We start from the raw sequence: 26,470 nt of genomic DNA, 5'->3' as shown, positions 1-26,470 counted from the left end.
TCGAACCCGACCACTCGCCGACCAGGGCGCGCATGCCGTCAGACGTCGACGCCCCCGACAAGGTCGCCTACGGTTTGACGTTTCACCAGTTGGCGATCGTCGCCGCCGGAGCGCTTCTGTGCTACGGCGCATGGCAAGCCTTGAACACGATGGTCCCGGTACCGGTGCTCATCGGTGCTGGTGTGGTGTTGGGCGGGCTGGTGATCGGCCTAGCGCTCGGCCGCCGAGACGGTCTGTCGATGGATACGTGGCTGCTGCATGCGATCCGTCACACCCGCACCCCTCGGTCGCTGTCGGCCGCTGATGTGGCGGCGGATCCCGGTGCGCCGGACTGGGTCGAGACGCCGAAGAGCGGCCGGATGCCGCTGCCGGCGCCGTTGCGGTTGCCCGCTGACGCCATCGACGACGACGGGGAGATCAGCCTCGGTAGCGCCCGCGCCGCGATCGTCGGCACCACCACGGTGAACCTCGCGCTGCGCACCCCCGACGAGCAGGCGGCCCTCATTGATGGCTGGGGGAGGTGGCTCAACAGCTTGTCCACGCCGACGCAGATCGTCGTGTCGGCGCAGCCGGTCGATCTGGCGCCTCACAGCCGTGCGCTTGCCGCCGCCGCGGATGCCCAGCCGCATCCGCAGCTCCGCGCAGCGTGCGCCGATCACGCCGAGTTCCTCGGCGACCTCGCCTCGCGGCGCGACCCGCTGCGTCGGCAGGTCCTGGTCGTCAACCGGACGGCCGCGGGCGAGCGCACCGGTCACGCCGCGCGGCGTCGCGCCGACGACACCGTTCGGGCACTGGCCGGGCTCGGCGTCAGCCCCCGGGTGCTCGACGGTGCAGCGGTGACCGCCGCTCTGACCTCCGCCGCCGACCCGTACCGGCCACCGCGCCCGGGCGGCCTCGCCGCACCCGATGCCGTCATCACCGCGAGCGCCCCAACTCGCACCCGCAAGAAGAGGAAGAAGTCATGATCAGGAGGAGACGCTCCGGCAGCGCGGCCGTGGAAGCACCGCCGGCCTCGCTGGCGTCGGCGGTCGCGCCGGCCACGGTCGAGGTCACGCCCCGGTGGCTGCGCGTCGGCGACGGGTACGCCGCCACCCTGGTGGTGACCGGATACCCGGCCGAGGTCGGCCCGGCGTGGCTGGAGCCGCTGTTGTCCTGGCCGGGCCGGCTCGACCTCGCGTTGCACATCGAGCCGCTGCCGGCGCCGATCGCCGCGTCCCGGCTGCGTAAGCAGCGGGCCCGGCTGGAGTCGTCCCGGCGGGCCGACTCCGAGCGGGGGAAGCTGGCCGACCCCTACGTTGACGCCGCCGCTCACGACGCCGGCGACCTGGCCGAGCGCCTCGCCCGGGGCGCGGCGAAGCTGTTCCGGGTCGGCCTATATCTCACCGTGCACGCCCGCACCGAAGCCGAACTACTGGAGGCGTGCGCGCAGGTCCGGGCCGCCGCCGCCTCGACCCTCCTGGAGGTGCAACCCGCGACCTGGCGGCAGCTTCCCGGCTGGACCACCACCCTGCCCCTCGCCTCGGACGGGCTGCGGATGCTGCGCACCATGGACACCCAAGCCCTGGCCAGCTCGTTCCCGCTGGCGTCGCCGGATCTGCCCGCGCCGCTGCCCGGCGACCCGCCGACCACCAGGGGGGTCCTCTACGGCATCAACCCCGCCAGCGCCGGGATCGTCTGGTGGGACCGCTGGACGCAGGAGAACCACAACTCCATCGTCTTGGCCAGGTCCGGGGCGGGGAAGTCGTACTTCGTCAAGTTGGAAATCCTGCGCAGCCTCTACCAGGGTGTGCAGGTCGCGGTCGTCGATCCCGAGGACGAGTACCTGCGGCTCGCCGACGCGGTCGGAGGCAGCGTCGTGCGTCTCGGCCTACCTGGCGTGAAGATCAACCCCCTGGATTTGCCGGCCGGCGACCGCCGTCCGGACGTCCTCACCCGCCGTGGGCTGTTCCTGCACACGCTGATCAGCATTCTGCTCGGGCATCAGCCGCCGCCGGCTGAGCGGGCCGCACTGGACCGGGCCATTCTCGCGGTCTATCGGGCCGCTGGCATCACGGCGGACCCGGCCACGCATCACCGGCCGGCGCCGCTGCTGCGTGACCTGGCCGAGATGCTGCGCGCCGATGACGACCCGGCCGCCGCGACTCTGGCCGCCCGGCTGGCGCCGTGGGTGCAGGGCAGCTTCGCCGATTTGTTCGACGGGCCGACCACCCAGACCCCGGTCGGGCACCTCGTCGTGTGGTCGCTCCGTCACCTGCCCGACGAGCTACGCACGGTCGGCACGCTGCTCGCGCTGGACTCGATCTGGCGCACGGTCGACGCCCCAGGGCACCTACAGCGGCGCCTTGTCGTGGTCGACGAGGCCTGGTTGCTGATGCGTGACGGCGAGGGCGCGCGGTTTCTCTTCCGCATGTCGAAGGCGGCGCGTAAGCGCAACGCGGGGCTGACCGTGGTCACCCAGGACGCCGCCGACGTGCTCGGCACGGATCTCGGCCAGGCGGTGGTGTCCAACGCCTCGACACAGGTGCTGCTGCGGCAGGCACCGCAGGCCATCGACGCCGTCGGAGAGGCGTTCGGCCTCACCGGCGGCGAGCGGCGGCTGCTGCTGTCGGCCCGCCGGGGCCAGGGGTTGTTGATCTCTGGGGTGAGCAGGACGAGCTTCGAATCCATCTCCTCGGAGGCGGAGCACGAGCTGTGCACCACGAACCCGGCCGAGTTGGCCGACCTCGATGAGGAGGACGACCTGTGACACCACCGACCGAAATTCTTCGAGCGGCTCTCGCTTCACCGTCACCGGCGCCCAGCCCCACGTTCGGGCCGGGCGCCGGTTCCGTTGCGCCACCCTCGGGACCCGGCGCTGCTGTGGTGGACGCCGCCGTGTGGGCGGCACAGCGGCCATGGCTGGCCGGTGTCGCCGCCGGCCTGCTGGCCGTCTGGATCGCCGGCCGCAACCTGGTGGAGATCTGGCGGCACCGCCACCACGCCCACGGCGCACGCCTCGTGACGATCGCGCCGCCGCCCGAGGTCGACCCGCACAGCGCTGGCGCGTTGTGGGCGAACCTGGCCGGCGTGCTGACCCCGTCCCGGCGGCGGCGCCTGCTCTACGGCGCCCCGCACGTCGTGTGGCAGTACACCTGGTCCGGCCGGCAGTTGCTCATCTCGATCTGGGTACCCGGCACTGTGCCACCCGGAGCGGTCGAGGCGGCGGTGCGAGCGGCGTGGCCCAGCTCGGCCACCACCACCGACGACCATCCGCAACCGCCGATCCCCTTGGACGCGCATCCCGCCGTAGGCGGACACCTGCTGCCGGTGTACGCGGAGTGGCTTCCGCTGGCCACCGACCACGACACTGACCCGCTGCGCCCACTCATGTCCGCCGGAGCCCAGCTCAAACCCGGCGAGTACGGCTGTGTGCAGATCCTGGCCCGTCCCGCCACCCCGCGTAGGGCGGCACGAGCCCGCCGGGCAGCCGGAAGGCTACGGGCCGGCAAGACCGCCGTACCGGCGATCAACCCGGCCGCGCCGGTGCTGTGGCTGCTGGACGCGTTCCTGCCCGGCGGCGGCGCCGGCCGCGCCACATTACCGGTCTCCCGCAGAGATCCGACCGTGGAACGGGACGTCCGGGCGATCCTCGACAAGACGGCGCACCCGCTGTGGCAGACCGGGATCCGGTACGCGGTCGCCACCACCCGTCGTCGACCCGGGGCCGACCCGCTCGGTCGGCTGAGGGGCATCGCCGACACCCTCGCCTCGGCGTTCGCCATCCACACCGGCCGCAACCGGCTCACCCACCGGGCTCGGATGCCCGCGCCGGTGGCCATCCTCGCCGCCTGCCGACTCGGTCCGGGGTTTCTCACCTCCGCCCCGGAACTCGCGGCACTCGCGGCGCTACCGCAGGACCTCGCCGTGCCCGGCCTGGACCGGGCGCGGGCCGCGTCGATACCAGCGCCGGTCGCGACTCCCGGCGGTGGGCGTGGCGTAAAGATGCTCGGCGACGCCGAAATTGGCGGCCACGGTGTGGGGCTGTCGGTGCCGGACGCGAGGTATCACATGCATGTGATCGGTTCGACCGGCTCCGGCAAGACCACACTGCTGGTCAACATGGCCCTGGACGACATCAAAGCCGGGCGGGGCACTGTCGTCATCGACCCGCACGGCGACCTCGTCCTGGACATCCTCGACCGGCTCCCCGCCGACGTCGGCGACCGCGTCGTGCTCTTCGATCCCGACCAGGACAACCCGCCCACACTGAACCCGCTCGAGGGCGAGGACCCCGACCTCGTGGTCGACAACCTCGTCAGCATCTTCGGGAACATCTTCGCCAAGGCGTGGGGGCCACGCATGGACGACGTCATGCGGGTCGCGTGCCTTACGCTGCTGCGCCACAACAACGTGACCCTGCAGCACATCCCCCCGCTGCTCAACAGCCCTCAGTTCCGGTCCGCGATGACGGTGGACCTGGACGACCCGGCGGGGCTAAGCGGCTTCTGGCAGTGGTACGACAGCCTCAACGACAGCCTGCGGTCGCAGGTCATCGGGCCGGTCCTCGCGCGCCTGCGGTCCTTCCTGCTGCGCGACTTTGTCAAGCGGACCATGCGGTACCCGAAGTCCAGCTTCGACATGGGCAAGGCCCTTGACGGCGGCGTGCTGTTGGTTCGGATTCCCAAGGGTGTGCTCGGCGAGGACACCAGCCGGCTTCTCGGCTCCCTCGTCCTCGCGCAGGTGTGGCAGGCCGCCACCGCCCGCGCTGCCATCGAACCCGAGCGGCGCCGCGACGCCACTCTCATCATCGACGAGGCGCAGAACTTCCTGACCCTGGCCAACTCGCTGGACACGATGCTCGCCGAGGCGCGCAAGTACCGGCTCTCGCTCGTGCTCGCCCACCAGGACCTGGCGCAGTTCCCACGAGACCTGCTCGCCGCCGCGTCCGCGAACGCCCGCAACAAGCTGTACTTCACCTGCGCGCCGGAGGACGCCAAGGTGCTGTCCCGGCACACCGTGCCCGAGCTGGGGGAGCACGACCTCGCCCACCTGGACGCGTACACCGCCGCCGCGCGCCTGGTCATCAACGGCCGCCAGACGCCGGCGTTCACCATGCGGACCCGACCGCCGAGACCGATCGTCGGTGAGGCGACCGCCATCCGCCAGGCGGCAGCGGCGGCGGTACCGAGTCAGGACACCAGCGCCGTCGACGAACTCGTCGAGCGACTCAGCCGCAAGCCCGACGACCGGCGGTCCCGTCCGAAAAGCGACCGCACCTGACTCACTGATGAGGCGGTGGCGTCGCACGGGTCGCGCACCGGCTCGTCACGGGGATCGTCACCGGTGACTGCCGGATGCCAGCCGCGCAGCGCTGACCTGGGCTGTCAGTGCCGCACACGCCCCCTGACAGCCCCTCCGCACCGCCCTCCTCCTCTCCAGACACCCCTCCCGATCAGGAGGGGACCCCTTCCTGCCAAGGAGCAAACCGTGTACTCCCGTGTTCCCTTCGCCTCCAGCAAGCCGGATTCGCTCGCCGTCTTCGGTCGAATCGTCCCCCGCGACCATGCCCTACTCGCCCTGATGGCCGAGCACTACCTGCTGTCCACCGACCAGATCACCAACGCCTTCTTCGAGGCCCGTCGTACCGCCCAGCGGCGGCTTACGATCCTGCACCGTCTCGACGTGCTGCACCGCTTCGGCCGCAGCGGCGACGCCGGCCGGTTCGGGTCGCTGCTTTACACCCTCGGCCCCGTCGGGCTGCAACTGCACCCGACCGTCTACCACGACCCGGCCGGGACCGGCGGCAAGCCGCCACGCAGCTCGCTGGAGCGCACCAAGCGCATCGCCGCCAGCGGCCAGGTCAACCACCTGCTCGGCGTCAACCAGTTCTTTACCGATCTGATCGCCACCGCCCGCCGTACCACCGACGGCCACCTGTCGCGGTGGTGGTCCGAGCAGCACGCGACCACGGTCTACGCCCAGGCCGGCATCCGCCCCGACGGGCACGGCATCTGGACGACCGCGGGCACCTCGACGGGCTTCTTCCTCGAGCACGACAACGACACCGAGAACCTGGCACGGGTCGTGGCCAAGCTGCGCGGATACGAACGCCTCACCGCCTTCGGTCCCCGCTACCCCGTGCTGTTCTGGGTGCCCAGCCGGCGCCGCGAGGCCAGCCTGCTCGGCGTGCTCGCCGGACTGCGCAGCGCCAGCCCGATCGCGACCGCCGTGCACGGCCCCGACCCGGCGGGCAGGGTCTGGACGCTCGTCTCGGATCCCACCCACCGGCGGCACCTGCACGAGCTGCCGTCGGACCACGGACCCGACACGGTCACGAACCCGCAGCGCTTCGATGACCTGTAGACCGACGCGCGCCGGCTACCGTCCGCGCCTGCCACCAAACAAGATCATCTGTGAGAGTCGGAGAGTCTCACAGCGACCGCGCCGACGTCGGCGAGATACGCGCCGGAAGCTCTCACAGCGCAGGTCAACCCCCACTTTTCGGCCATCAACTCGCCGGACCGGCCTGACAGAACAGGCCGCTACCGTTCACGGCACTAACAACACCTCATATATCTCCACCCCGGTTCGGTCCCACCTCGGAACCACCGCCGCACCCACCGGTGCGCCACGCCCACCCGCCCCACCCGGGCCGGTCGGCACCGCGCCGCGCGGCGACTCCAGGTCGCACCCAACCGACCCGCACCACACCTCTCCCGCAACCGACCCACGCACCCAGTGGGCCGGTTATCTCCGCGCGCCCTGACGCGCCACCCGAAGGAGGACACCCATGGGCAAGATTCCCCGCAAGGTCACCCACACTCCGGCTGTCAAGCCGAAGGCCACGATCCGCACCATGATCCTCTGCATCCCGGGCGAGCTGCCCCGCGAGGCGCTGACCGCGCACCAGCTCGACCGCAACTTCGGCGTCCAGGGCACCCTGTCGCCCCGGTTCTGGGCCAGCGGTGCGTTGTACCTCTGGCAGCGCCGGCAGATGATCAGCCTGCGCAAGGGCCGCCCTGCCTACTGCGCCGGCGGACCGGTGAAACTGCTCGACCTGGACGGCATGCTCCAAGCCGCCGGCATGGGGGCGGGCATCCGCCACCAACTGTTCAGCCGGGTCGTGCACGGCACCCGCAACGCCACCCCGTGGCACGTCTACGAGTCCCGCCACCTGGCGGACCCGGACGAGTACCCGTGGGACAAGGCCGTGGCGGACTACAACAACCAGCCCCGGGTTAACGCGATCCGGATGCACAACGCCGCCACGTACGGCGCCGGACAGATCTCCCTCAACGAGCTGGAGGTGTACCAGGCCGGCTCCATGGCCTACCAGCACCACAGCGCGCTGACCGCGGTCGCGGGCGACGCGCTGATCACCGCCGAGGGAGCCAAGCTGGCCCCGGCCAGCGACGCCATGGCCGACCGAGTGACCTACCTCGAACAGGCCAACCGCCTGTTCGCCGCCATCGACCCCGACCAGCGACTGCTCGCGGTCGCGCTCTGACCGACCGGGACAGGAAGGAGACAGCCCGATGGGCCGAGTCATGTTCCTGCTCGACGAGGTCGAGCAACTCGCCGACGCCTGCATCCGCGCCCAGCGGCGCAGCGCGGCAACCCGCGAGGTACCCCACCCGGTACCACCGGTGCTGCGGGTGATGCACGACGAGTTTCACCAGATCTATCTGACCGGCAACAGCACCTACGCGGACGAGAACCACCGCCTGCGGCCCGTCACCCCCAGCCTCCTCGGCTGGCAGGAGACACCAGTGCTGGCCGGCGACCTCACCGGCAAGCGGTACCGACGGCTGCACCCAGGTCGTCTCGGCGACATCCCGCTCTCCGGGTCGGGGCACAACCTGCTCCACCTCATCCAGCTCGGCGTCGACGCTGGCTGGAGCACCTTCGTCGTCGACTACCTCGACGACACCGTCATTCCCGGTGTCGGCTGCGGGCGCTTTAGCGCCTCGCACTGACACCTGCCGGAATCGATCGGGCCAGCAGCCGCCATCCCTGTACCCGAAGGATGCGCGCTGCTGCCCCGGCGGCTGTTCGCCGTCGACCTGCCGCCACGCCGTGAGCGCAGACCGACGTCGTCGGACCCGACGACCTCGATCTCGACGTCCCCGTCGAGCGAGTCGCCTTCGGCGCGGCCCACAACGGCGTCCCGCCGCTACCGCCGCCGGTCGCGGGCACCTACTACCTGGTGTCCCTGGTCGTCGGCCTGGCCGGGCACGACCGCGACGACCTGCTGGTCTGGCACGACACCGTCCGAGACCTGGACGGATCGATCATCGGCGCCCGCAAGCTCGCGCGTCCGCACCGCCTCTGAGCATCGACCGCAACACCTGGACCGGTCGGGCCAGCCACACCTCCCTCGCACCCGAAGGGACCCGTGTTGCTGCCCGGCCGGCTCCACCCCATGGCACGCGAGGGATGCGTGTTGCCGTCCTGTCGGCCCCGCCATCCACATCCCCGCTTGCAAGAGGAAGGGATCCACCAGCATGAGTTCGGTCATCCGGTTCACGCTCGCCGCCGTCCTAGACATCGCCGAGCACGCCGTGGCCGCCACCGCGCACGCCGACCCAGTCGACGAGGAACCCGCCGGCCCCGCGCTACTCCTCGTCGCCGACGACGGCGTCTATCTCATGTCCAATGGCCTGCCGCAACCACCGCCGGGCCCGGACCAGCCGGCAACCTCCACCGTACGGGCGGTCTTCGCCGAGCACCTCGGCCCAGGGCAGCCAGCTTACGACGGCGACGATCAGCTCATCGCCCTCCCGCTGTGCCAGCCCGGCGACCGGCTCATCGAGAAGCTCCGCGCCGCCGCGCGCACCGGCCACGACGCCCTAATCATCACCCTCCTCAACGACCAGCTCAGCGTCGCGGCCATCCGGACGCCGAAAGCCCCACGCCTCGGCTGAACCCGCCGGCCGCCCCAGGCAGGGGCACCCAGCCGACGCCACGGCCGGCGAGACGGCCGCCCTTTCCCTCTTCCACCAGCAAACGGCACCCGATCCGGCAATCTGCCGGGTCAAGTCGTGCCCGCAGAAGCCAACGGCGGCCAATCCCGGCCGCCGTCATCACCCTGTCTGAAAGGACAAGTCAGCATGCCTCAACTCCCGATCTGCCCCGTCTGCGACGAGCCGGTGGCAGACCAGCCCGCGCAGGACTGGACCAGCGCCTACCGCGGCGGAGCCCCGTGGTGGCACCTGGTCGACAACACGCCCATCTGCCCCGCCGAGGGCGGAACCTACTCCCGGGCGGTGTTCGTCGAGGACGGGTGGTCAATGCCCACTCCTGAGTACGAGCCCCGGCGCGGCAGCACGGCCGTGTTCTCCGGACGGTGGCTGCGCTACGAGCCAGTCCCCGGGTTCGGCCGCTACTACGAGGGATACCGCGCGACGGTGCTCGGCTGGTGGAACGGCGCCTTCGAACTCGCGCTCGACCACGAGGCCCTGACCGCACTCACCCAGACGTTCAACGCGATGGCCGACTACGTGGGCGGCGACTGGCGCACGGTCGCCTTCGACGGCCACACCCTCACCATCGCCCGCCCGCAGTCCGTCGGCGGCGGCGTCCACCAAGCCAGACCCACTGACGGACGCTACCGGATCGGCTGGGGTCTTCCGTGGCTGCCGGTGCGCTCCAACCGCTGCGACCGCGTCTTCGGCCGCCCGTAGCCGGACAACCCCAGCAGCACCAGGCTCCGCACGCCCTGCCCGCGCTTCGGCGGCGGACCGAGATCCGGTCATCCGACTTGATCACGAGGTGCCGCCGAAGCGTCCATCAGTGCACACCACATCCAGCCACATCGAACAGCAGCCACAGGGAGGACAGATGGACAACCCGGAACAGACCACGACGCCCGCTCTCGACAAGGTCGCCGCCGCACTGGCCGAACTCGGTCAGGAAGCCGCCGCTGCCATCGCCGAATACGCCGGCGTCGGGTACTCCACGGCCACAAAGAAACTCCGCGTGCTGGAGGAAGCCGGCAAGGCCGAACCGTACCGCGCCGATGACGGCCGCACCCTCTGGCGTCGGGCCGCGAGCGCGGCTAGCAGCACCGACGGTGACGACGCATCGGCCAGCACGTCCGACGCGAAACCGCTCGACGCACCGGCACCACCCAGCGGTGAGGGCGGGGGCCACGAGCAGCCTGACGAGCCCTCCACGCCAGCCGATGACACGACCGAGCCGGACGAGCCCGCCACGCCGACGGCATGCACGACCGAGCCGGACGAGCCGACGGCCGCACGGCCGCACGACGCTGACGTCGCGTCATCGGATGCCGGAGTGGATCGGCCAACCCTGCACGACCCGCCGGACGAATCCCCGACCGGGCCCGCTCTATCAGCCGAAGTCGACGACAAGCGCGACGAACCCGCGGAGACCGCAGGCATGAGCGACTCGGACGCCGCGACGGTTGACGAGGCGGACACCGGCGACACCCCGGCGAGCACGGACGGCTCTGTCTCGGCCAGCGCCCCGGCCGAGGATCCGAGCGCGTCAACGGACGGAAAGCCGCGCCGGTCGAAAGGCACCCTGCGTGGGGCCATCCTCGACGTTCTCGAGGCCCACCCAGACCAGCAGTTCAGAACCAGCCAGTTGTGCAAGGCCATCGACAAGGCGAAGGAGGGCAGCGGCTCGGCCAAGGCCAGCGCGGGCGCGGTCGTCAACGCCGTGCACAAGCTCGTCGCCGACAACCTCGCCGTCCAGGTCGTCGAACGGCCGGCTGCCTTCCAACTCGCCCCGAAGGCCGACTAGACCAGTCCACCCCTGGTAGCCCGGGGCGGGCGTTGATCTTGGCGGAACACGCCCACCCCGGTGCTCCTTCGCATCAAGGAGCGATGTCGAGTGTCCCACCTCAACTCCTACCTCACCGCAGCCGGCGGACTCCTCGCGGGTCTCGCCACTGCGGCGGCTCTGCTCGCCTGGCAGCGGCGGATCATCCACCAGCAGCGACAGACGCTGACCGCCCGCGAGCGGGACCGGTCCTACTGGCACTGCCTCGCCACGCACAGCGACACCACCGAGCTGCCGAACCGCAGGGCTCTGCGGACCCACCTGGAGGCCACCTTCTCGCTCGGGGAACCGCTCGGGCTCGTCTTCATCGACCTCGACGGGTTCAAATGGGTCAACGACACTTACGGTCACGAGCACGGCAACGACCTGCTGTACCAGGTCGGCCAGCGTCTGGCCACCCTCGGCCCACCGGCGGCTCTGGTCGCGCACCTGTCCGGCGATGAATTCGCCGTCGTCGTGCACGGCAACGCGGGCGATGTCGAGGACGTCGCCCGCACGGCGTACGTACGCATCTCGGGTCTGCCGAACAACGTCGGCGACACGGCGGTGACGCTCACCGCCAGCGTCGGCTACGCGCTCGCGGAACCGTACATGCTGCCCCGCGACCTGCTGCGGGCGGCGGATCAGGCGATGTACCTGGCCAAGGCCAGGCGCAGCGGTGCCCACGCCCACGACCCGAGCCACAACACGCCACCGGGTGCCGTCATCCGCTACCGCGACCTGCGGTAGCCCGGCCCGGCACTACCCGGCGACAAGCCATCACATTCCAGGAGCCCTGCAGGCCGATCGGCCTGCAGGGCTCCTCACGTCAAGGAGCCAACAGGTGCTGTCCTTCCCCGCCGTCCACACTCTGACCGGATGCCTCCTGGACCTCGAAGCGAGTGCCGACCAGCTCGGCTGGGGTCGCCCGCCCTTCCTGCTGCTCATCCAGGACCAGCCATCACCATCGGCACCCATCAGCAGGACGCGTCAGGTGACCGCCGTCCAGGTACCAATGAACCCAGCGCGCGTAGGCCGGTACAGCGCCGGCCTCCCCGATCTCCTGCTGGATCTCGCCGCCGCGCTGAGCGCCGACCGGCCGGTCGGGCGACCCACGCTGGCCGCCTGCGTCGATCTCAACCTCATCGGCGATCGAGTCTCCGATCCCACCCCCGGACTACGGCTGTTGGCCTGGGCCGTCTGTTACGAGGACGTGCTCGTCGAGTCCGACGAGCTACACGAGATCCGACGAGTCGACGCCGTGGACGCCGACAGTCGCGGCTACCAGATCACGAGGTTGCGCGGCGAGCCGTACCCCGTGGTCTTCATCGACGAGCAGCCCGGGGAACACGAGCCGGCCACTCGACTCGGCCTGGACAGGCTCGTCGAGGCCACTAGCCGACCGAGGCCACCGTCGGCGACAACCCGCTGACCACCCTTCAGCGACAAGCTCAGCCGCGCCATCCAACCTCCGCGTCCGCGCGGCTACCCATCGTGCTTTCCAGCGCCCTTCAAGGCAGACGACTTGACCTTGTTCGAGAGATGAGCGTCGATCGTACTGGTCATCGCACGGCCCGCCCATCAGGAGAAACACGACCAACGGGTCGGACGGTGACCCCTGCCTGGACACCGATGGAAGGTCACCCGCATGTTCGACCCGACCGAACCCCGCCCGTCCGAACGCGCGCTGCTGCCCCGCGACGTCACCGATCCGCTGCTGTGGCGGCTGGCCGTCGACGTAGCCACCGCTCACCAGCTTGGCCCTGATGACCGGTGCGTCAACCTACAGTGCGCCGACCAGTCCGGTGCGTGCGTGGCCGCCCGGATGGCCCAACGGGCGATGCGCCTCTCCCGCCGCCCGGAACCGCGACCACGACCCCTGCCACAGACCGCCCCCGCTGGGGAACGGACGCCGCAGCAGCCGGTCCGCGACTCCGGCGGCTTCGTCGGCTGGTTCACCGCCCGCATCACCGCCACAGCCAGCGGCCTGCGGTTGCGGATCCCACAACGGCTACCACGCCGTGTTCTCGGCGCAACCCTGACCACCGCGTACGCCGCATAGCCAGCACCAGAGCGACCAACGCCATCCAACCCTGACCAGGAGGACAAGCATGACCTTCCGCAACGAGGCCGCCCTCACCGGCTACGCCCGAGCCGCCGTAGCGATGAAAACCTGCATGCACGATTTCTGCACCAGCACCGCCGGTAGCGAGTACACACGAGCCTTCGTCGAGACCCTCTTCGTGAACTCTCCCGAACCCGAACCTCACGGCGAGGCCACACCCGACCAGAAAGTCGCCGAGGTCATCAACCGCGCCAGCGGCACCGTGTGGGCGCAGGGCGAGGCGTACGTCCCCGCTCCCGCCATGACCGCCATCGTCGCCGCAGCGGCCGAAGCCCTCGACCTCACCGACGACCTCCTCACCGCCGATGTCGCACCCGCCGACGGCGGCGTGCTCGTCCTGCCCGAACCGATCTACCACCGCAACCTCAACGGCCAGGTCAGCGGAATCGCCGCGATCACCTGTACCACCATTTCCTCCCCCAGCGGCCGGTCATGGCTGATCTGCGGCTGGGCCGACCGCGACGACCCCGAAGATCCTCACGCCGCCCGCATCCGGGGCTACACCCAGCAGGATCCGACCCTGCTGTCGCGACTCGGCCCCTACGTGATGACGAACCTGACATGCTGCCCATCGCGGCACCGGTACCCGCCGTCGAACACCCGGACGACCTCGAGCCCGACCGCGACTGGGAAACCGCGCCCGACGGCCGGTACGTCATCGCCGACGCCACCGCCCGCACCCACGTCTGCGCGGCGATCGCCTACGCGTTCTGGCGCAGTCAGGCCCAACCCATCAGCGTCGCCGCGCCGGCACCACTGGAACCGGCCCGCCCGCCGCCGCGCCGCACGCGCCTCCATCGTGCACAACACCCACGTGGTGATGCTGCGGCGCACCTCCGCCCTGACCGAACCCGGCGACGGACCGGCCAGGTGGCACTACCGCGTCCGGTTCGTCGTGCGCGGTCACTGGCGCCCCCTGATCGACAAGCACGGGCAGGCGTACCGGATCTGGGTCCGGGTCCACGTCAAGGGACCCGAGGACGCGCCGCTGCTGCGCGGTGAGGAGGTCGCGGTCCTCGCCCGCTAGCGCAACCCGCACTCAACTCCACGGCGACGACCGCGCGGTCGACCCCGACCGCGCGGTCGTCGCCGTGCCCATAGCCCGTTCAGCGATTCACGAGGAGACATCACCCGTGGGAACCCCCTGCTACGTCGGCGCCGCCGACCCCGCCCAGCCGACCATCGTCCGCGCCCGCTACGTCCACTTCGACGGCTACCCCTCATCACTCATTCCGCAACTGCGCGGCATCTGGGCCACCACCACCCGCCGCGACACCAACGCCCTCATCGACGCGGTCCTCGCCCACGACTGGGACTACCTCGGACCCGATCTCATCCCGGACCCGCAGCCCTTCGCCGGCCAGCACCACGTCGCGGGGGTCGGCATGACGCTCGACGACACCGCGCCGGAGCCGCTCACCGTTTTCCCGCTCAGCCGCGCCGTCGACCTCGTCGCCTCGTGGATCTACGTGATCAACCCCGCCGACGACACGGTCACCGTGCACAGCGGCGACGGCGAGCCGGCCGGCGTCCACAGCCTCGGCTAACCCTACAAACCAGGAGGAACCAACCATGCCCGACTCGTCCGCGTCGCCTACCGAACCCATCACCTCGACCCCTTCGGCAGGGGGTCGGGGATGAAGCTCCGATCCCTGGTGTCACTTGCCGTGGCGCTCATCGCCGTGTTCATCCTCTGCGCCGGTGGCCTCGGCGGATTCCTCGGCGGCGGCACCGCCGCCGCCGGCTGCATCCCTGTGGCCACCTCACCCGGCTCCTCTTCACCCACGATGACGGCACCGGTCGCCGGACCGACCCTGTGGCCGGCTATCGGTGACTGGGATAGCGGCCAGGTCGGCAACGCCGCCGCGATCACCATCACCGGCGCCCGTCTGGGAGTACCCGGACGCGGGTGGGTGATCGCGGTCGCCACCGCCATGCAAGAGAGCACCCTGAGGAACCTGGCCGGTGGCGACCGCGACTCCGTCGGTCTGTTCCAGCAGCGCCCTAGCCAAGGCTGGGGCACCCCCGCCCAGCTCCAAGACCCCGTCTACGCGTCGGAGAAGTTCTTCGGCAAGTTGGGCGCGATCGACGGCTGGCAGACGATGCCGCTTACCGAGGCGGCTCAGGCCGTGCAGATCTCCGCCTACCCCGACGCGTACGCGAAGTGGGAGGGACCAGCCGCCGAGCTGGTCACCGCGATCGCCGAGACCGCCGGCCTACCCACCGACGGGCTGGCCGGCTGCGGGGCCGTCGGCCCATGGACCCAGCCGGTGCTCGCCCCGGTCGGATCCGCCTTCCGCAGCTCGGACCGGCCAGGTCACGACGGCGTCGATTTCAGCGCCCCACGGGGCACGGTCATCCGCGCCGCGTCGGCCGGCACCGTCCGCACCGTGCGCTGCAACGCGGTCTACGCCGACAGCGGTGCCGAATGGGGCTGTCACCGCGACGGCGACCCCATCCGCACGCGCGGGTGCGGATGGTACGTCGACATCGACCACGCTGGCGGTCTGCTTACCCGCTACTGCCACATGGACAAGCCCCCGATGGTGGCGGTCGGGCAGCAGGTCGTCGTCGGCCAGCCCATCGGCGTCGTCGGCTCCACCGGCCACAGCTCCGGTCCGCACCTGCACTACGAGGTGCACCAGAACGGCGATGCCAGCGCGAACGGGGCCATCGACCCGGTGCCGTTCATGGTTGCACAAGGCGCCCCTCTCGGAGCGCCGCCCGTGTAGGTCCTCATTACATCTGTCGGTTTATCTCGAAATGTCGGTGCAGATGTCGGTTCCGACATCTCGATGAGAAGAACGCCGGTCAAGCCGCTGCCGGATGGTCGCCCCTGCTGATCGATCGGAGGAAAACAACACATTGATGAGAAGGATCCGCCGACAAGTCGATGAGAAGCCGAGGTCGAGGCCCAGGTCAGCCGCCGACGCTCCGACATACAGCCCGCCTGACCAGCTCAACCCCGGTCTCCGCTCGGACCGAGCGGATCCCTCCGCGACACCTTCCCCGAAAGGAGCAGCGTGTGACCACCGACGAGGACACCGACCACGAGGGCCTGCTGGAGCGTCTGCTCCGGCACCTCCTGTCCGGCAACGACCTCGACGAACTCTGTGAGGAAGCCGCCCTGCCCGTACTGATGGAGCACACGGGAGGGCCGCTGTACGTGCGGGAGGTCGTTACCTACGGCGACGCCGGTGTCATGACCCTCAACCGCGGCGTCGTGATTCGGTTGTCCGACGGCAGCGAGTTCCAGCTCAGCATCGTCACCTCCCGCCGTCCCGGCAGCCCCGTCCGGGTCCGCCCGCCGAGCACTTCCGGCTGACCCGCAAAACGCACCCTCGGCGTCGCGGCACCAGCCGCCCGAATCCGGGCCCGACATCCACCTGCTCGTGAGTGAGCCGCCGCCCCTGCCCGCTCGGCAAGAGCCCTGCGGGCAGCCCAGCCAGCAATCCATCCAAACCACGGAGGTACCACTGTGTCCCACACCCCGGGCGAACCCATCGCCCCCGAGCCCGCAACCGCGCCGTGCCTGATCGGCCAGCTTCACGATGACGGGCACACCGTCACCGCTGACGAGCATTCGGCCACGTCCGGCGACCACCTCGCCCCGCATCACGTCATGGTCGGTGACCTCGGCGTCTTCGCCGGCGACTGGGCCGCCTACGACCACCACGGCCGAACCCGCTACCCGACCGGCTTCGTCGGCCGCCTCGACGCCCAGCGAGGGCGCGACGGACAGTACGCGGTCTTCTCCTGCGACCGGAACATCGCCGACGCGATCGTCGTCGAGCAGGGGCGGCTGCGCGACGAGACCCGGCGGCGGCTGGCTGCCGAGGGCCTGCGGGAGCCGGATCTCGACGCCGAGGTGGACCTGGCGAACGCGCCACTGCGCTTCGAGGGCGACGAGATCGTCATGGACGAGCGGCGCGTCCACGGGGAGGCCGACGGGCTCTCACGAATCTGCCCGGACGCCGCCGGACGGTACACGATCTGCGCCTGGCAGTGGGAGTGGCGCGCCGTCGACCCCGCCGACTGCGACCGCGTTGTCGGCACGCCACCGACGGCGGCGGAACAGCCCGCCCGGATCCCGCTGGTCCACAGTCCGCTGCACGTGCCGCACAACCGGCTCACCGTCACCAACCTCGCCGAGAGGCTGAACTACGACAGGGTCCCGTTCAACGCCACGCTCTGCCTCGACGGCGCACCGATCGGTGAGATCCGCAACGAGGGCAACGGCAGCGGAACCTGGCTGACGCACCACGACCCGGCCAGATTCAGCTCGCGCCACATGCACCAGTTCCTGCTCCGATGCCGCTACCTGCGCCAACCCACCAACGAGATGACGGTCCTGGACCGGCTGGTTACGGAGTACGACCTGGACCGGCGAATCACCGCTCTGCCGCCGAACACGATCCTGGCCCGGTCGGTCGACGACAACGGCGACTACTGCGGCAACGTCGTCGACCTCGAATCCCTCACCGGCCTCGACCGATTCGACCAGGCCGAAGCGTGGAACGACCTCGCCCGCTACCTGGCCACCTTCGCGACCAGTGCTTTCAGTACGCACTGGCAGGTGTGGCACCACGGCCGTTGGCAGCGCGTTCCCGCCCTGAGCACGACCGCCGACGTCGGGCCGAACAGGCACTGAGGTACCGCGCGACGTACGGCTCCGGTGGTCCACCGGAGCCGTATTGACACCACGAGCAGAGGGGCGAGCCCGGCTACCGGGCTCGCCCCTCAACCGACGACCGGGAAGCCGGATGTCCGGCCCGCCGTGGCGCTGCACCACCTGGCCGACGCCCTGCACACCGCCCCGATGCGTAGCTGGCTGCACGAGGACGGGCGACGCTGCGTCGGCTTCGCGATGGTCTTCGACGACTGGCTTGAGGCGGTCCACCCCGGCTGCCGGCACGGTGACTTCGCCCAGGCGCCGGCGTCCGCCCGCGTCGAGGCCCGTGTCCTCGCCGCCGTCGACGCCGACCTGCGGGTCTACCGAGCGATCCGGACGCGCGGCGCCCAGGCGCCGAGCATCACCACCTGGGCGTCCCCACCGCCCCGAATCCGCAACACCCGAATCACCACCGGGCTGTCCCGGCTGATGAACCTGGCCCGCTTTCTGTAACACCCCGCCCGGGCCGGACTCCGGCCCGACATCACTCCTTGACCCGCCCTCGCGCCGCCGAACTGGTAGGCGCCCGACCTGAGCACCGCTCCGCGTAGCCAGTATGGCTACGCGCGCTCTTCCCGCCCGCTGTGGCGCACCACTGCCGCCGCGGGCCCCGGGAAGGGGCGCGCGGCGGCTTCATTTCGCCAAGGAGCATTCATGTCGATCTCGACACGCCTTCCGATCCGCCAGCCGCTGACCGGCCACACACCGCCGGAGCTGGGCGGATACGACTTGATCACGTCCGGGACCGCGGGTATCGGTTGCACGCTGACCGCACCCGTCATCGGAGGTGCCCGATGACCTCACCCGCTCGTCCCGCCAAGCTGAAGGCCAAGCCCCGCCCCATGTTCGGGCCGGTCCTGACCCTGCTCGCGGCCGAGCCGCACCGTGCCTTCTCCATCGGCGACCTCGGCAAGGAACTGCCGGGCCGGTCCTCCGGGGCGATCGGCTCCGTCCTGAACCGCCTCGTCGACCGAAAGTGGGCCACCATGTCCGGTGGGTCACCACGCCGGTACACGATTACCGCCGAGGGTATCGACGCGTTCAAGGCGGGGGCCGGCGCCAGCCGCGCCCCCTCGGCCGCCACCCCCACGGTCCCGGTGTCACCCGCGCCGGCACCCACCCCGACCGGGCCAGTGCCACCGCGTCCCGGCGCTGTTCTGCGCCCCAACGGCGTCTGGTACCTGCCCCGACGGCTCGGCGACAGCACCGACGTCGAGGTGCTGCGCCGGCTGCGCCGCGACAACATCACGGTCCTGCTCTACGGGCCGCCCGGCACCGGCAAGACCAGCCTCATCGAAGCCGCCTACGCCGACGCGATCACCGTCGCCGGCCACGGCGACACCACTGTCGAGGACCTCGTCGGCAACTACGTCCCGCTGCCCGACGGCGGCTTCGAGTTCGCCTACGGGCCGCTCGTCGTCGCCATGCGCGAGGGACGCGCCCTATTCATCGACGACGCCACGTTGATCCCACCCCGCGTGCTCGCCGCCCTGTACCCGGCGATGGACGGCCGGGCCACCATCACCATCGCCGCCCACCACAACGAGGTTGTGACCGCCGTCGACTGGTTCTACGTCTGCGCCGGCCACAACCCCGGCGTGCACGGAGCGATCCTCACCGAAGCCCTCGCCTCGCGATTCGCGGTGCACATCGAGGTCACCACCGACATGCAGCTCGCCCGATCCCTCGGCGTGCCGAACGGAGCCATCGACGCGGCGATCGCCCTCAACACGCGAATGCGCAAGCACGAGATCGACTGGGCGCCGCAGCTGCGCGAGCTGCTGGCGTTCAAGCGCGTCGCCGCGAGTCTCGGCCTCGACGCCGCCGTGTCCAACCTCGCCGCGATCGCACCCGAACTCGACCGGCAGGCGGTCATCGAGGCCCTCCAGCGTGCCTACCGCACCACGACCATCAACCCGCTCACCCTCGGCAAGCAGAAGTAGGGGCTATCATGACCAGCGTTTCCGCGCATCTGAGCACCTCCGGCCCCGCCCCGGCTCCGGCGCCGGCTTCGTCGCCCTGGAGTCCGTGGTCGGCGGCCTGGACCAAGCACGCCGCTCGGCTCACCGGCCGTCCGGACGCCTCCGTCACCGTCACCCCCGCCAGCGGTGGCGGCCCGAAGGGGTTCAGCTACCCGGCGACCGCCGAGATCCAGGTCGACGCCGACCTCATCGGCGACCCGGAGATCGCCGACCCCCGGCGACTCGGGCACCGGTCGAAGGTCCCCGTGGCCTACGGCGTCCTGCTGCACGAGGTCGCCCACGTCATTCACTCGCACTGGGACCCGCCACCGTCGGTGCCTCCCGTCGTCCGGGAAGCCGCGCTCATGCTCGAAGAATCCCGGATCGAAGGGCACTACCGTACGGCCCGACCCCGCGACCGCCGGTGGCTGCGCCGCGCCATGACCAGCCTCATCGTCCCCGACGACACCCCCACCGACACGAGATGGAGCGCCGCCTACGCCGCCGGACTGATCCTCGCCCGAGTCGACGCGAAGATCCTCTACTCCGCCGACGTCCGCGAGCCACGACGCGCCATCACCAAGGTCCTCGGCCGCAAGCTCCTTAAGGGCCTGCGCGCGATCTGGCGGGAAGCCCAGACCGTCGGTGACACCGACACCGACCGCATGATCGACCTCGGCGAACGCTGGTGCCGTCTCCTGGGCATCGACCCCACCGTCAGCCCTGGCATACCCGCCGACGAAGCGGCCACCAGCGCGATCGCGGCGGCCATCGCCGCCGCTATCGACGCCATCCTCAACAACCCCGCCGACGCCCCCGAACACGTCGGACCCCGCGACGACGTGCCCGGCATCTACGTCGACACCGACACACCGATCACCTGGACCGAACGCGACCCCCGCGACGCCGAACGCCAGGCCGCCCATCGGCTCACGGCCCTGCTACGACGCGCCCGCCACCGGGAACCCGCCCGCACCATGGAGGCCAGCAGCGCACCACCCGGACGGTTACGCACCCGCGCTGCCGTTACCCTCGCCGCCCAACGGGCAGCCGGCGCCATCCCCACCGCCCAACCGTGGCGGCGCGCCGTACGACGCCCCGTCCCCGACCCGGAGCTGACCGTCGCCATCCTCATCGACGCGTCCGGCTCGATGGGAGCGTTCGCCGCCCCCATGTCCTCCGCCGCATGGATCGTCGCCCAAGCCAGCACCCGCGCCAGAGCCACCAGCGCGACCCTGGCCTACGGCGACCGGGTCACCGTGCTCATCCCACCCGGCCGCCGACCCACCAAGGTCCGCGACATGCAAGCCGACGCCGGCATGGAACGCTTCGTCGAAGCCTGCGCCGAAGCCGACCGGCTCCTGCACCTGACCACCCCCGGCACCGCGCGGCTGCTGGTCGTCGTCTCCGACGGCCACTACCGCAACCCGGAACAGAGCCAAGCCGCCATCACCCGACTCCATAACACCGGCTGCGCCATCCTCTGGCTCGCACCCGACAACAAACGCTGGTCGCCCAGGGTCTACGACAACACCACCACCATCAACGTCGACGACCCCACCACCTGCATCAATCTCATCGGGCAAGCGGCGATCGAGGCCCTGGCCAGGGCCTAAGCCCGCCGCCGCGCGGGAACCCAACAACCCTGAGCACACAGGAGCGGCTCCCGATACGGATGATCGGGAGCCGCTCCTCACGCTCCGCCCGCGCGTGTAGGGCATCCGAGATCGCTGCTCGGAATCCGGCAGCGGGCCCGCCCGCGCTCAGGCTAGTTTGAGGACGACCGTTTTCTCCCCGCGCGACTTGTCTCCGTCGCCGTCGCGAGCGTCAATTCGCGCGAGGCGCGTTTACGTACCCATCTCGGCTCGCCAACAAGGCACTCCCAGCCATGACTGAAGGAATGACCATCTCTACCGTCGACTCCGCAAAACCGCAGCCCGAAACCATATTCGTCGATCTACATGGCCTGCCCTACATCGACCAATCCTGGGGCCCGATGTACCTATCGCCCTGCTGCTACGCCGCCGCCACCATCTTCACCGACGACGGTGTGCTCTATTGCAAGAAATGCTACGAGGGCGTCGACGAGCGCTTGGCCGGCAGACCCGAACCGCATACGCCAGCGTTGCCGCTGCCCCGCGAACAGCTCCGCAGCCCCAAATCTCCGCGCTGATTGACCAATGTGGGCCCGGCCCTTTTACAGCCGCGCCCCGTCATCCGTACCCACAAACGCCCCAACCCGCTCACAGAACGGCTACCGGCATGCCTGACACCAAACGTTCGCTGCCCGACTTCAACTCCAGCAACCGCGCCTACCTTCGCTTTTTCGATCTCCTGCCGGACCTCGGCGTCACCATGCAAATCGACGCCGACACCGGCCGACCGCTCACCTTCACCATTACCGATCCGCTGTCAGGTGACACCTTCACGCTCAGCGCCGACAGCTCGCTGGAGATGACCGAAATCGAGGCGCGATGAACCCGCCCCCCACCAGGCCTGGGGCCGCCGGCCATCGGCTGATGCCCGTCGTTGCCATCGACGTCGACGGCGTTCTCAATCCCGACCACCCGGCTACCGCCCGCCAACTCGGCTACCAGCCCCACGAGTACGACGGTCCCGACCCAGCAGGCCAGCCAATGTCCGGCACGGTATGGCTACATCCCGACCACGGCACGTGGCTGCGAGAACTCGCCCAGCGCGCCGACCTCCTCTGGTGCACGAGCTGGCGGCCCATCGCCGCGACCTGGATCGCCCCTCGACTCGGCCTCCCCAACGACCTGCCCTGGGTCGACCTGGGACAAGGCGGCGGCATTCGGTTCGGGCGCCAGCTCAAGCTTCCCCCGCTGTACCGAGCCGTCGGCACACGGCCGGTAGCCGTCCTCGACGACGAGTTCGGCGGACGGGATCCCGACGAGGCCGCCGCACGTACCGCCAACGGCCACCAGACGCTGCTCGTACCGGTCAACGGTGGGACCGGCCTGCAACGGCAGCACGTCGATCTGGTGCACCGATGGCTCGACTGCCTGGTGGAGCAGGCGTCACCGCTACCACAGAGGCCAGCCAAAGGCGGATCCGACCGCCGGAGACGACGCCGGTCCTCTGCGTTCGACGACGCCGATGACCGGCAGGCGGTGAAGGTGCTGCTCACAGCGTCGGTGATCCGGTTCTCCGAAAATCTCGGCTGCTATCGCGCCAATGCGACACGTGTGTCTTCCGACCCGCCACCCTGATGCACCTCGCCGAAGGCCGTCTCCACGACCTCGTCACACAGGCACGAGAAGACGAATCCTTCATCGTCTGCCACGACACGCTGCCGGACTATCGGTTCCCCGAGGTCAAGCCGGCGATCTGCCGCGGGTTCGCCGACCGTTACTCGACCCAGGCGCTACAGGTGATCGAGCGGCTCTTCGGCTTCATCGAGGTGAACCCACCTCACCAGCCGGGGAGCCGCGTGGGCACACCGGAAGCAGTGGAGCCCAGATCCACGAACGAGGTAGGACCGCGCAGGACGGAGAACGAGGTGGGCTGGGCGGTAGCCGCTCAGCCCACCTCCTCGGAGTAAGAAGCATGCCCTTTTGCGTTTCCAAACCCGGCCGGCATCGGTGTGCCCCGCGCCGAAATCGCGCGTGCGGGCCGGGCGGTCCCGCTCACCTAGTCCGGCAACTGCCGCCCCCGACTCCGTGAAAGTCCCGGCTTGCGAGGGTAATCAGGCGGCAGGTAGCGGTAGACGGAACGCAAGGAACTTGCCGATCCGGTTCGCGAGAGCCTCAAGGTCCATGTCGGCGGGTCGACCGGGCGCAACGGCTGCGGTCGCCTCGACATCGGCGATTGCTGGTGCGAGGTGCGGACTCACGGACGGTGGCCGCCATCATTCGCGTGTCTGGCGGGGCCCCGACTCCGCAAATCGGCGATGAGCTGGTCGGCGAGTGCGATGGTGTCGTCGCTGGGCTCGGCGTCGATCTCTTCGAGGCGGCGGGTCAGATTGCGGCGCAGGGCGCGGATCTCGTCGAGGTGTCCCAGGGCGGCACGGGCGCGCATCGCCTGCTGGTACAGCGGTTCGGCGTAGGGGTCGTGGCGCATCGCGGCGTCCAGGACCGTGAGTGCTTCGGCGGGGTCGGTGGTGGCGGCGGCGAGGGCGAGGTGGGCGTCGAGGGCCTGTCGGCGGATGCCTTCGCGGTGTACCTCGATCCACTCGTAGTCGTAGCCGTCGGCGAGGCCGCCACCGTAGGCGTCGACCGCAGTTCGGAGTGCGGCGATTCGGATGCTGTCGTCGGTAGCCCGTTCGGCAGCGCGGAGCGCGTCGCGCATCCGCCACAGGTCGGTGTCAATCGCCTCTCGGGCGAGGGCGTAGCGGCGGGATGGGTGGGTAAGGTAGCTGCCGGCTCCGCCGGTGCGGGCGAGGGTCTTGCGCAGGGCGGATACGTAGGTGTGCAGGCGGTGCGGGGCTTTCGAGCGCGGGGCCTCGGGAAGGAGATCATCGAGGATCGCGTCCTGGGACGCGTCGCCGTCGTGAACGATGAGGTAGACGAGCAGCTCAAGCGCCTTGGCCCGCAGTGGCACGGTGGTGTCCATGTCGATGATCCGGGTGTCCCCGAGTACCCGCACCGCGATCCGCGGACCGGGTGCGTCCGCAGAGTTGTCCTCGCGGTCGCCGCTGTCCGGCTCGTTGCCTGGGTTCGGTTGAGGGGCGGTGCGGGTGGAAGCCTCGAGTGCGACCGGGTCGGGCGCCAATTCGGCTTGTTCGACGTCGAGTGGCGTGGCCGGGGACGGTTGTGAATCCGGTGCGGGAGCGGGGGCGGTGGGTTCCGCTGGGGCGGAGGCCTGCCGTACGCCGGTGTGTGCCTCGGCGAGCGTGGTGATCACGTCGATCGTCTCCGCCGGCGTGAGCACGGCGAGCCGGCCGATGTCGGCGGAGTGCGTGCCGTGGCGCGCTTCCTCGGCAGCGCGGCTGGTGGTCCCGTCGCTGTCGACGATGATCGTGTCTCCGTCGGGCCAGGGGCCGAGCAGGATGCCGTGGATGTCGAGGCGTTGTCCCTGCGCGAGGAGCGCGGCGATTCGGGTACGTTCGTGGCTCGCTGTAGCGTCGGCAATGAGGACGATCGGTGGCTGCCACTCCTCGTAGGGGTCGGTGTGTCGCAGATCGGAGATGGTGTCAACCTCGTGCTGGTAGACGAGGCGGGTGCGGTGCAGGGTCTGCGCTTCGAGGATGTCGAGGGCGTCGTCGAGGCCGCCGGTGACGGTTAGGCGGGGAGTCTCGGGCAGGGCGACGGCGGCAGTACCCAGCAGGGTCGCCGCGGTCATCGACGGGATGACGACCCAGCTTCGCGCGTCCGGGTCGTCCACGCCACCGGCAGCGAGGGCGGCAGTGAGGAAGCCGCGCCCGGCTGCCTCATCGCCGGGGCCAGTCAGCCCGAGGCCGGCTGGTGGCCACACCGCAGCCAGGGGGTTGTCCAGGGCCGGTACCACCGGAACCGGGACGGGCGGCGCTTCCTCGTCTTTGGGTTCCTTTTCGGATGGCACGGTGTCGGTCGTGCCGGGTGCCTGGTCTTCGACGTCGCTGCTACCCGACGTTGATTGCTCGTCATCGGTGTCGATCTCGACAGGCTTCGATGTGTTGAGGATGTCGAGACCGTCGTTGTCGTCGGCCAATCGTCGCCGCAGGCCGCGCCGCACCTGAGTCACGACCGCCGGCATCGGCGCGAGGTCAGGGTCGCCGGCTCGGGTGTGGGTGTCGGGCGGGCGTGGCTCGTAGCGGCGCCGGCGCAGCGCCCAGACTAGGGTCGCGCCGGCGGCGATCGCGGCGGCGAGGCCGAGGTCCAGCCAGCTTCCGGTGCCTAGCGAGATGCCGTCGGGACGACCCGCGTCGGTGGACGGGCTGTCTGCCGGGTCCGTCGCGCCGCTGGCGGGGCTGCTGGCCGCTGCCGGTGTGCTGGTGGCGGAGTTGCCCGGCATACCGCTGGGCGCGGACGGCGTGGAAGTGGTGGCCGGGCTCGCTGGGACGGGTTCGGTGACGCCGTCGTCGATCGGTCGGCTGGTGCTCGGGCCAGGTTGCACGGCGGTGGCCTCGGGGGCGGCCGGCTCGTTAGTTGGCTGGGCCTGCTCCGGAGTGCTCGGGGTTTCGGCCTTGGGAGGGGCTGGCGGAGGCGCGGGCTGCGCTGTGGCTGGTGGGGTCGCGTCCTTGGGCAGTTCCAGCACCCACCCGGGGTAGATCAGGTGTGGGCTGGTGAAGGTGCCCCCGACTTGCGCGAAATGGGTGCCCCGGTTCAGCGCCCAGATTTCCGGCCAGCGGTTGGCATCGCCAAGCCACTCTTTGGCGATCTCGGAGAGAGTATCGCCGTGCTCCACTTTGCATTCGAAGCTCTGCCCGGCGGTAACGAGGGTGATCTGGCCGGCGGCGAGGCGAGTCGCGGGTCGAGCCGTTCCTGGCGTCTCTGGCGTCCCCGGCCGTGCGGTCACGGTGGGCGGGGCCTGCGTCGCACCGGAAGCCCGGTCGGCGCCCGCCGTGGCCTGGGCAGTGGTGCTGTGGCCCGTTGCGACGGCGGGGTGGATGAGAGTCGGTGCGGCCTGCGCCGCGGTGGCGAGGACGCCGCCGGTGATTGCCGTGACCAAGAGCGCGGCGAGTCCTCGGGCGGGTGCCATGGCTTTCGGCTGCGGTAGCCGGATACCGGCGACGACCTCCACGATTTCCGCGAGCAGTGACCAGGCGAACGCAGCCCAGGCCAGCCACAGGAGGCACACGACGAGGTTGCCGAGCATGGTGTCGGTCAGTGGCGAGGTCAGGGCCGTGCCGATGTCCTGCAAGGTGGGGACCTGGGCGGGTAGAGGCCAGCCGACGTAGCGGATCAGTGCGGATGGAACGCCGGCGGTAAGCAGGAGCAGGAGCGCGAGTCCGGCCAGCCTGCGGGCCGTGGCGGCGAGGAGTGCGATCACTGGTGCTCCCAGTCGTGC

Annotated in this window: 27 protein-coding genes; 26 read left to right on the top strand and 1 reads right to left on the bottom strand. The window is 70.4% G+C overall.

Features of this window, described 5'->3' with window-relative positions:
- Window positions 1-32 precede the first annotated feature (32 nt).
- The 26 genes from B118_RS0120255 to B118_RS33080 all read left to right on the top strand — a co-directional run bounded on the left by B118_RS0120255 (window position 33) and on the right by B118_RS33080 (window position 23,084).
- Window positions 33-965: a PrgI family protein gene (locus B118_RS0120255; RefSeq protein ID WP_080678104.1), complete on the top strand. Its 933-nt coding sequence runs from the start codon at window positions 33-35 to the stop codon at window positions 963-965.
- Window positions 962-2,746: a VirB4 family type IV secretion system protein gene (locus tag B118_RS0120250; RefSeq protein WP_043541665.1), complete on the top strand. Its 1,785-nt coding sequence runs from the start codon at window positions 962-964 to the stop codon at window positions 2,744-2,746. The genes B118_RS0120255 and B118_RS0120250 overlap by 4 nt, the downstream gene beginning before the upstream one ends.
- A complete protein-coding gene (locus B118_RS0120245) occupies window positions 2,743-5,259 on the top strand; it encodes a helicase HerA domain-containing protein (protein WP_050592268.1) in 2,517 nt (838 codons plus the stop codon). The genes B118_RS0120250 and B118_RS0120245 overlap by 4 nt, the downstream gene beginning before the upstream one ends.
- Before the next feature lie 207 nt (window positions 5,260-5,466).
- Window positions 5,467-6,342 carry a replication-relaxation family protein gene (locus B118_RS0120240; protein WP_028188857.1) on the top strand — a complete coding sequence of 292 codons (876 nt, stop codon included), beginning with the start codon at window positions 5,467-5,469 and terminating at the stop codon, window positions 6,340-6,342.
- Between the two features lie 427 nt (window positions 6,343-6,769).
- Entirely contained in the window at window positions 6,770-7,486 is a 717-nt protein-coding gene (locus tag B118_RS0120235) for a hypothetical protein (RefSeq protein WP_028188856.1), read from the top strand.
- A gap of 28 nt (window positions 7,487-7,514) precedes the next feature.
- Window positions 7,515-7,955 (top strand): hypothetical protein, encoded by a 441-nt coding sequence (locus B118_RS32200; protein WP_028188855.1) that lies wholly within the window; start codon window positions 7,515-7,517, stop codon window positions 7,953-7,955.
- A gap of 230 nt (window positions 7,956-8,185) precedes the next feature.
- Window positions 8,186-8,311 carry a hypothetical protein gene (locus B118_RS33490; RefSeq protein ID WP_272945107.1) on the top strand — a complete coding sequence of 42 codons (126 nt, stop codon included), beginning with the start codon at window positions 8,186-8,188 and terminating at the stop codon, window positions 8,309-8,311.
- Between the two features lie 172 nt (window positions 8,312-8,483).
- A complete protein-coding gene (locus tag B118_RS0120220) occupies window positions 8,484-8,903 on the top strand; it encodes a hypothetical protein (RefSeq protein WP_028188854.1) in 420 nt (139 codons plus the stop codon).
- Window positions 8,904-9,089: 186 nt separating this feature from the next.
- Complete coding sequence (locus B118_RS0120215; protein ID WP_238324057.1) at window positions 9,090-9,662, top strand: hypothetical protein; 573 nt, start codon at window positions 9,090-9,092, stop codon at window positions 9,660-9,662.
- Between the two features lie 157 nt (window positions 9,663-9,819).
- Window positions 9,820-10,746 carry a hypothetical protein gene (locus tag B118_RS0120210; RefSeq protein WP_028188852.1) on the top strand — a complete coding sequence of 309 codons (927 nt, stop codon included), beginning with the start codon at window positions 9,820-9,822 and terminating at the stop codon, window positions 10,744-10,746.
- Between the two features lie 90 nt (window positions 10,747-10,836).
- Window positions 10,837-11,514: a GGDEF domain-containing protein gene (locus B118_RS0120205; protein ID WP_028188851.1), complete on the top strand. Its 678-nt coding sequence runs from the start codon at window positions 10,837-10,839 to the stop codon at window positions 11,512-11,514.
- Between the two features lie 94 nt (window positions 11,515-11,608).
- Window positions 11,609-12,196 carry a hypothetical protein gene (locus tag B118_RS0120200; protein ID WP_028193318.1) on the top strand — a complete coding sequence of 196 codons (588 nt, stop codon included), beginning with the start codon at window positions 11,609-11,611 and terminating at the stop codon, window positions 12,194-12,196.
- A gap of 216 nt (window positions 12,197-12,412) precedes the next feature.
- Window positions 12,413-12,826 (top strand): hypothetical protein, encoded by a 414-nt coding sequence (locus tag B118_RS0120195; RefSeq protein WP_028193317.1) that lies wholly within the window; start codon window positions 12,413-12,415, stop codon window positions 12,824-12,826.
- 49 nt (window positions 12,827-12,875) lie between these two features.
- Window positions 12,876-13,916, top strand: a complete 1,041-nt coding sequence (locus B118_RS28750) for a hypothetical protein (protein ID WP_238324056.1) — start codon at window positions 12,876-12,878, stop codon at window positions 13,914-13,916.
- 106 nt (window positions 13,917-14,022) lie between these two features.
- Window positions 14,023-14,436 (top strand): hypothetical protein, encoded by a 414-nt coding sequence (locus tag B118_RS0120185; RefSeq protein WP_028188848.1) that lies wholly within the window; start codon window positions 14,023-14,025, stop codon window positions 14,434-14,436.
- 90 nt (window positions 14,437-14,526) lie between these two features.
- A complete protein-coding gene (locus B118_RS0120180) occupies window positions 14,527-15,621 on the top strand; it encodes a M23 family metallopeptidase (RefSeq protein ID WP_028188847.1) in 1,095 nt (364 codons plus the stop codon).
- Window positions 15,622-15,914: 293 nt separating this feature from the next.
- Window positions 15,915-16,214, top strand: a complete 300-nt coding sequence (locus B118_RS0120175) for a hypothetical protein (RefSeq protein ID WP_028188846.1) — start codon at window positions 15,915-15,917, stop codon at window positions 16,212-16,214.
- A gap of 153 nt (window positions 16,215-16,367) precedes the next feature.
- The gene (locus B118_RS29605; protein WP_050592266.1) at window positions 16,368-17,540 is read left to right on the top strand and encodes a hypothetical protein; all 1,173 of its coding nucleotides are present in this window, start codon (window positions 16,368-16,370) and stop codon (window positions 17,538-17,540) included.
- A gap of 126 nt (window positions 17,541-17,666) precedes the next feature.
- On the top strand, window positions 17,667-18,014 hold the full coding sequence (locus B118_RS28740) for a hypothetical protein (protein ID WP_050592265.1): 348 nt from the start codon (window positions 17,667-17,669) through the stop codon (window positions 18,012-18,014).
- A 201-nt stretch (window positions 18,015-18,215) separates the two neighbouring features.
- Window positions 18,216-18,359, top strand: a complete 144-nt coding sequence (locus B118_RS32495) for a hypothetical protein (protein ID WP_196236787.1) — start codon at window positions 18,216-18,218, stop codon at window positions 18,357-18,359.
- Window positions 18,356-19,504 carry an AAA family ATPase gene (locus tag B118_RS0120155; protein ID WP_050592264.1) on the top strand — a complete coding sequence of 383 codons (1,149 nt, stop codon included), beginning with the start codon at window positions 18,356-18,358 and terminating at the stop codon, window positions 19,502-19,504. The genes B118_RS32495 and B118_RS0120155 overlap by 4 nt, the downstream gene beginning before the upstream one ends.
- An 8-nt stretch (window positions 19,505-19,512) precedes the next feature.
- Window positions 19,513-21,138 carry a VWA domain-containing protein gene (locus B118_RS0120150; RefSeq protein WP_028193316.1) on the top strand — a complete coding sequence of 542 codons (1,626 nt, stop codon included), beginning with the start codon at window positions 19,513-19,515 and terminating at the stop codon, window positions 21,136-21,138.
- Window positions 21,139-21,410: 272 nt separating this feature from the next.
- Window positions 21,411-21,695: a hypothetical protein gene (locus tag B118_RS0120145; protein WP_238324055.1), complete on the top strand. Its 285-nt coding sequence runs from the start codon at window positions 21,411-21,413 to the stop codon at window positions 21,693-21,695.
- Between the two features lie 89 nt (window positions 21,696-21,784).
- Entirely contained in the window at window positions 21,785-22,000 is a 216-nt protein-coding gene (locus B118_RS0120140; RefSeq protein ID WP_018909210.1) for a hypothetical protein, read from the top strand.
- A gap of 41 nt (window positions 22,001-22,041) precedes the next feature.
- Window positions 22,042-22,752, top strand: coding sequence for an HAD domain-containing protein (locus B118_RS29600; protein ID WP_238324054.1), 711 nt, complete (start codon window positions 22,042-22,044; stop codon window positions 22,750-22,752).
- Window positions 22,752-23,084, top strand: a complete 333-nt coding sequence (locus B118_RS33080; protein ID WP_238324053.1) for a hypothetical protein — start codon at window positions 22,752-22,754, stop codon at window positions 23,082-23,084. The genes B118_RS29600 and B118_RS33080 overlap by 1 nt, the downstream gene beginning before the upstream one ends.
- Window positions 23,085-23,371: 287 nt before the next feature.
- Here B118_RS33080 and B118_RS0120120 read toward each other — a convergent pair whose 3' ends face one another.
- Window positions 23,372-26,452, bottom strand: a complete 3,081-nt coding sequence (locus B118_RS0120120) for an AfsR/SARP family transcriptional regulator (RefSeq protein WP_028188843.1) — start codon at window positions 26,450-26,452, stop codon at window positions 23,372-23,374.
- Window positions 26,453-26,470 lie beyond the last annotated feature (18 nt).

Origin of the sequence: Salinispora pacifica CNR114 (genome assembly GCF_000514775.1) — a bacterium.
GTDB lineage: Bacteria > Actinomycetota > Actinomycetes > Mycobacteriales > Micromonosporaceae > Micromonospora > Micromonospora pacifica.
This window is presented reverse-complemented; position numbering and strand designations above follow the sequence as displayed.

Bases quoted from the DNA above. Each gene is read 5' to 3' on its own strand.
- B118_RS0120145 (WP_238324055.1), top strand. From the start codon at position 21,411: ATGACTGAAGGAATGACCATCTCTACCGTCGACTCCGCAAAACCGCAG.
- B118_RS32200 (WP_028188855.1), top strand. From the start codon at position 7,515: ATGGGCCGAGTCATGTTCCTGCTCGACGAGGTCGAGCAACTCGCCGAC.
- B118_RS0120140 (WP_018909210.1), top strand. From the start codon at position 21,785: ATGCCTGACACCAAACGTTCGCTGCCCGACTTCAACTCCAGCAACCGC.
- B118_RS0120220 (WP_028188854.1), top strand. From the start codon at position 8,484: ATGAGTTCGGTCATCCGGTTCACGCTCGCCGCCGTCCTAGACATCGCC.
- B118_RS0120155 (WP_050592264.1), top strand. From the start codon at position 18,356: ATGACCTCACCCGCTCGTCCCGCCAAGCTGAAGGCCAAGCCCCGCCCC.
- B118_RS0120250 (WP_043541665.1), top strand. From the start codon at position 962: ATGATCAGGAGGAGACGCTCCGGCAGCGCGGCCGTGGAAGCACCGCCG.
- B118_RS0120235 (WP_028188856.1), top strand. From the start codon at position 6,770: ATGGGCAAGATTCCCCGCAAGGTCACCCACACTCCGGCTGTCAAGCCG.
- B118_RS0120180 (WP_028188847.1), top strand. From the start codon at position 14,527: ATGAAGCTCCGATCCCTGGTGTCACTTGCCGTGGCGCTCATCGCCGTG.
- B118_RS0120150 (WP_028193316.1), top strand. From the start codon at position 19,513: ATGACCAGCGTTTCCGCGCATCTGAGCACCTCCGGCCCCGCCCCGGCT.
- B118_RS0120215 (WP_238324057.1), top strand. From the start codon at position 9,090: ATGCCTCAACTCCCGATCTGCCCCGTCTGCGACGAGCCGGTGGCAGAC.
- B118_RS29600 (WP_238324054.1), top strand. From the start codon at position 22,042: ATGCCCGTCGTTGCCATCGACGTCGACGGCGTTCTCAATCCCGACCAC.
- B118_RS0120195 (WP_028193317.1), top strand. From the start codon at position 12,413: ATGTTCGACCCGACCGAACCCCGCCCGTCCGAACGCGCGCTGCTGCCC.
- B118_RS28750 (WP_238324056.1), top strand. From the start codon at position 12,876: ATGACCTTCCGCAACGAGGCCGCCCTCACCGGCTACGCCCGAGCCGCC.
- B118_RS0120210 (WP_028188852.1), top strand. From the start codon at position 9,820: ATGGACAACCCGGAACAGACCACGACGCCCGCTCTCGACAAGGTCGCC.
- B118_RS0120255 (WP_080678104.1), top strand. From the start codon at position 33: ATGCCGTCAGACGTCGACGCCCCCGACAAGGTCGCCTACGGTTTGACG.
- B118_RS33080 (WP_238324053.1), top strand. From the start codon at position 22,752: ATGCACCTCGCCGAAGGCCGTCTCCACGACCTCGTCACACAGGCACGA.
- B118_RS32495 (WP_196236787.1), top strand. From the start codon at position 18,216: ATGTCGATCTCGACACGCCTTCCGATCCGCCAGCCGCTGACCGGCCAC.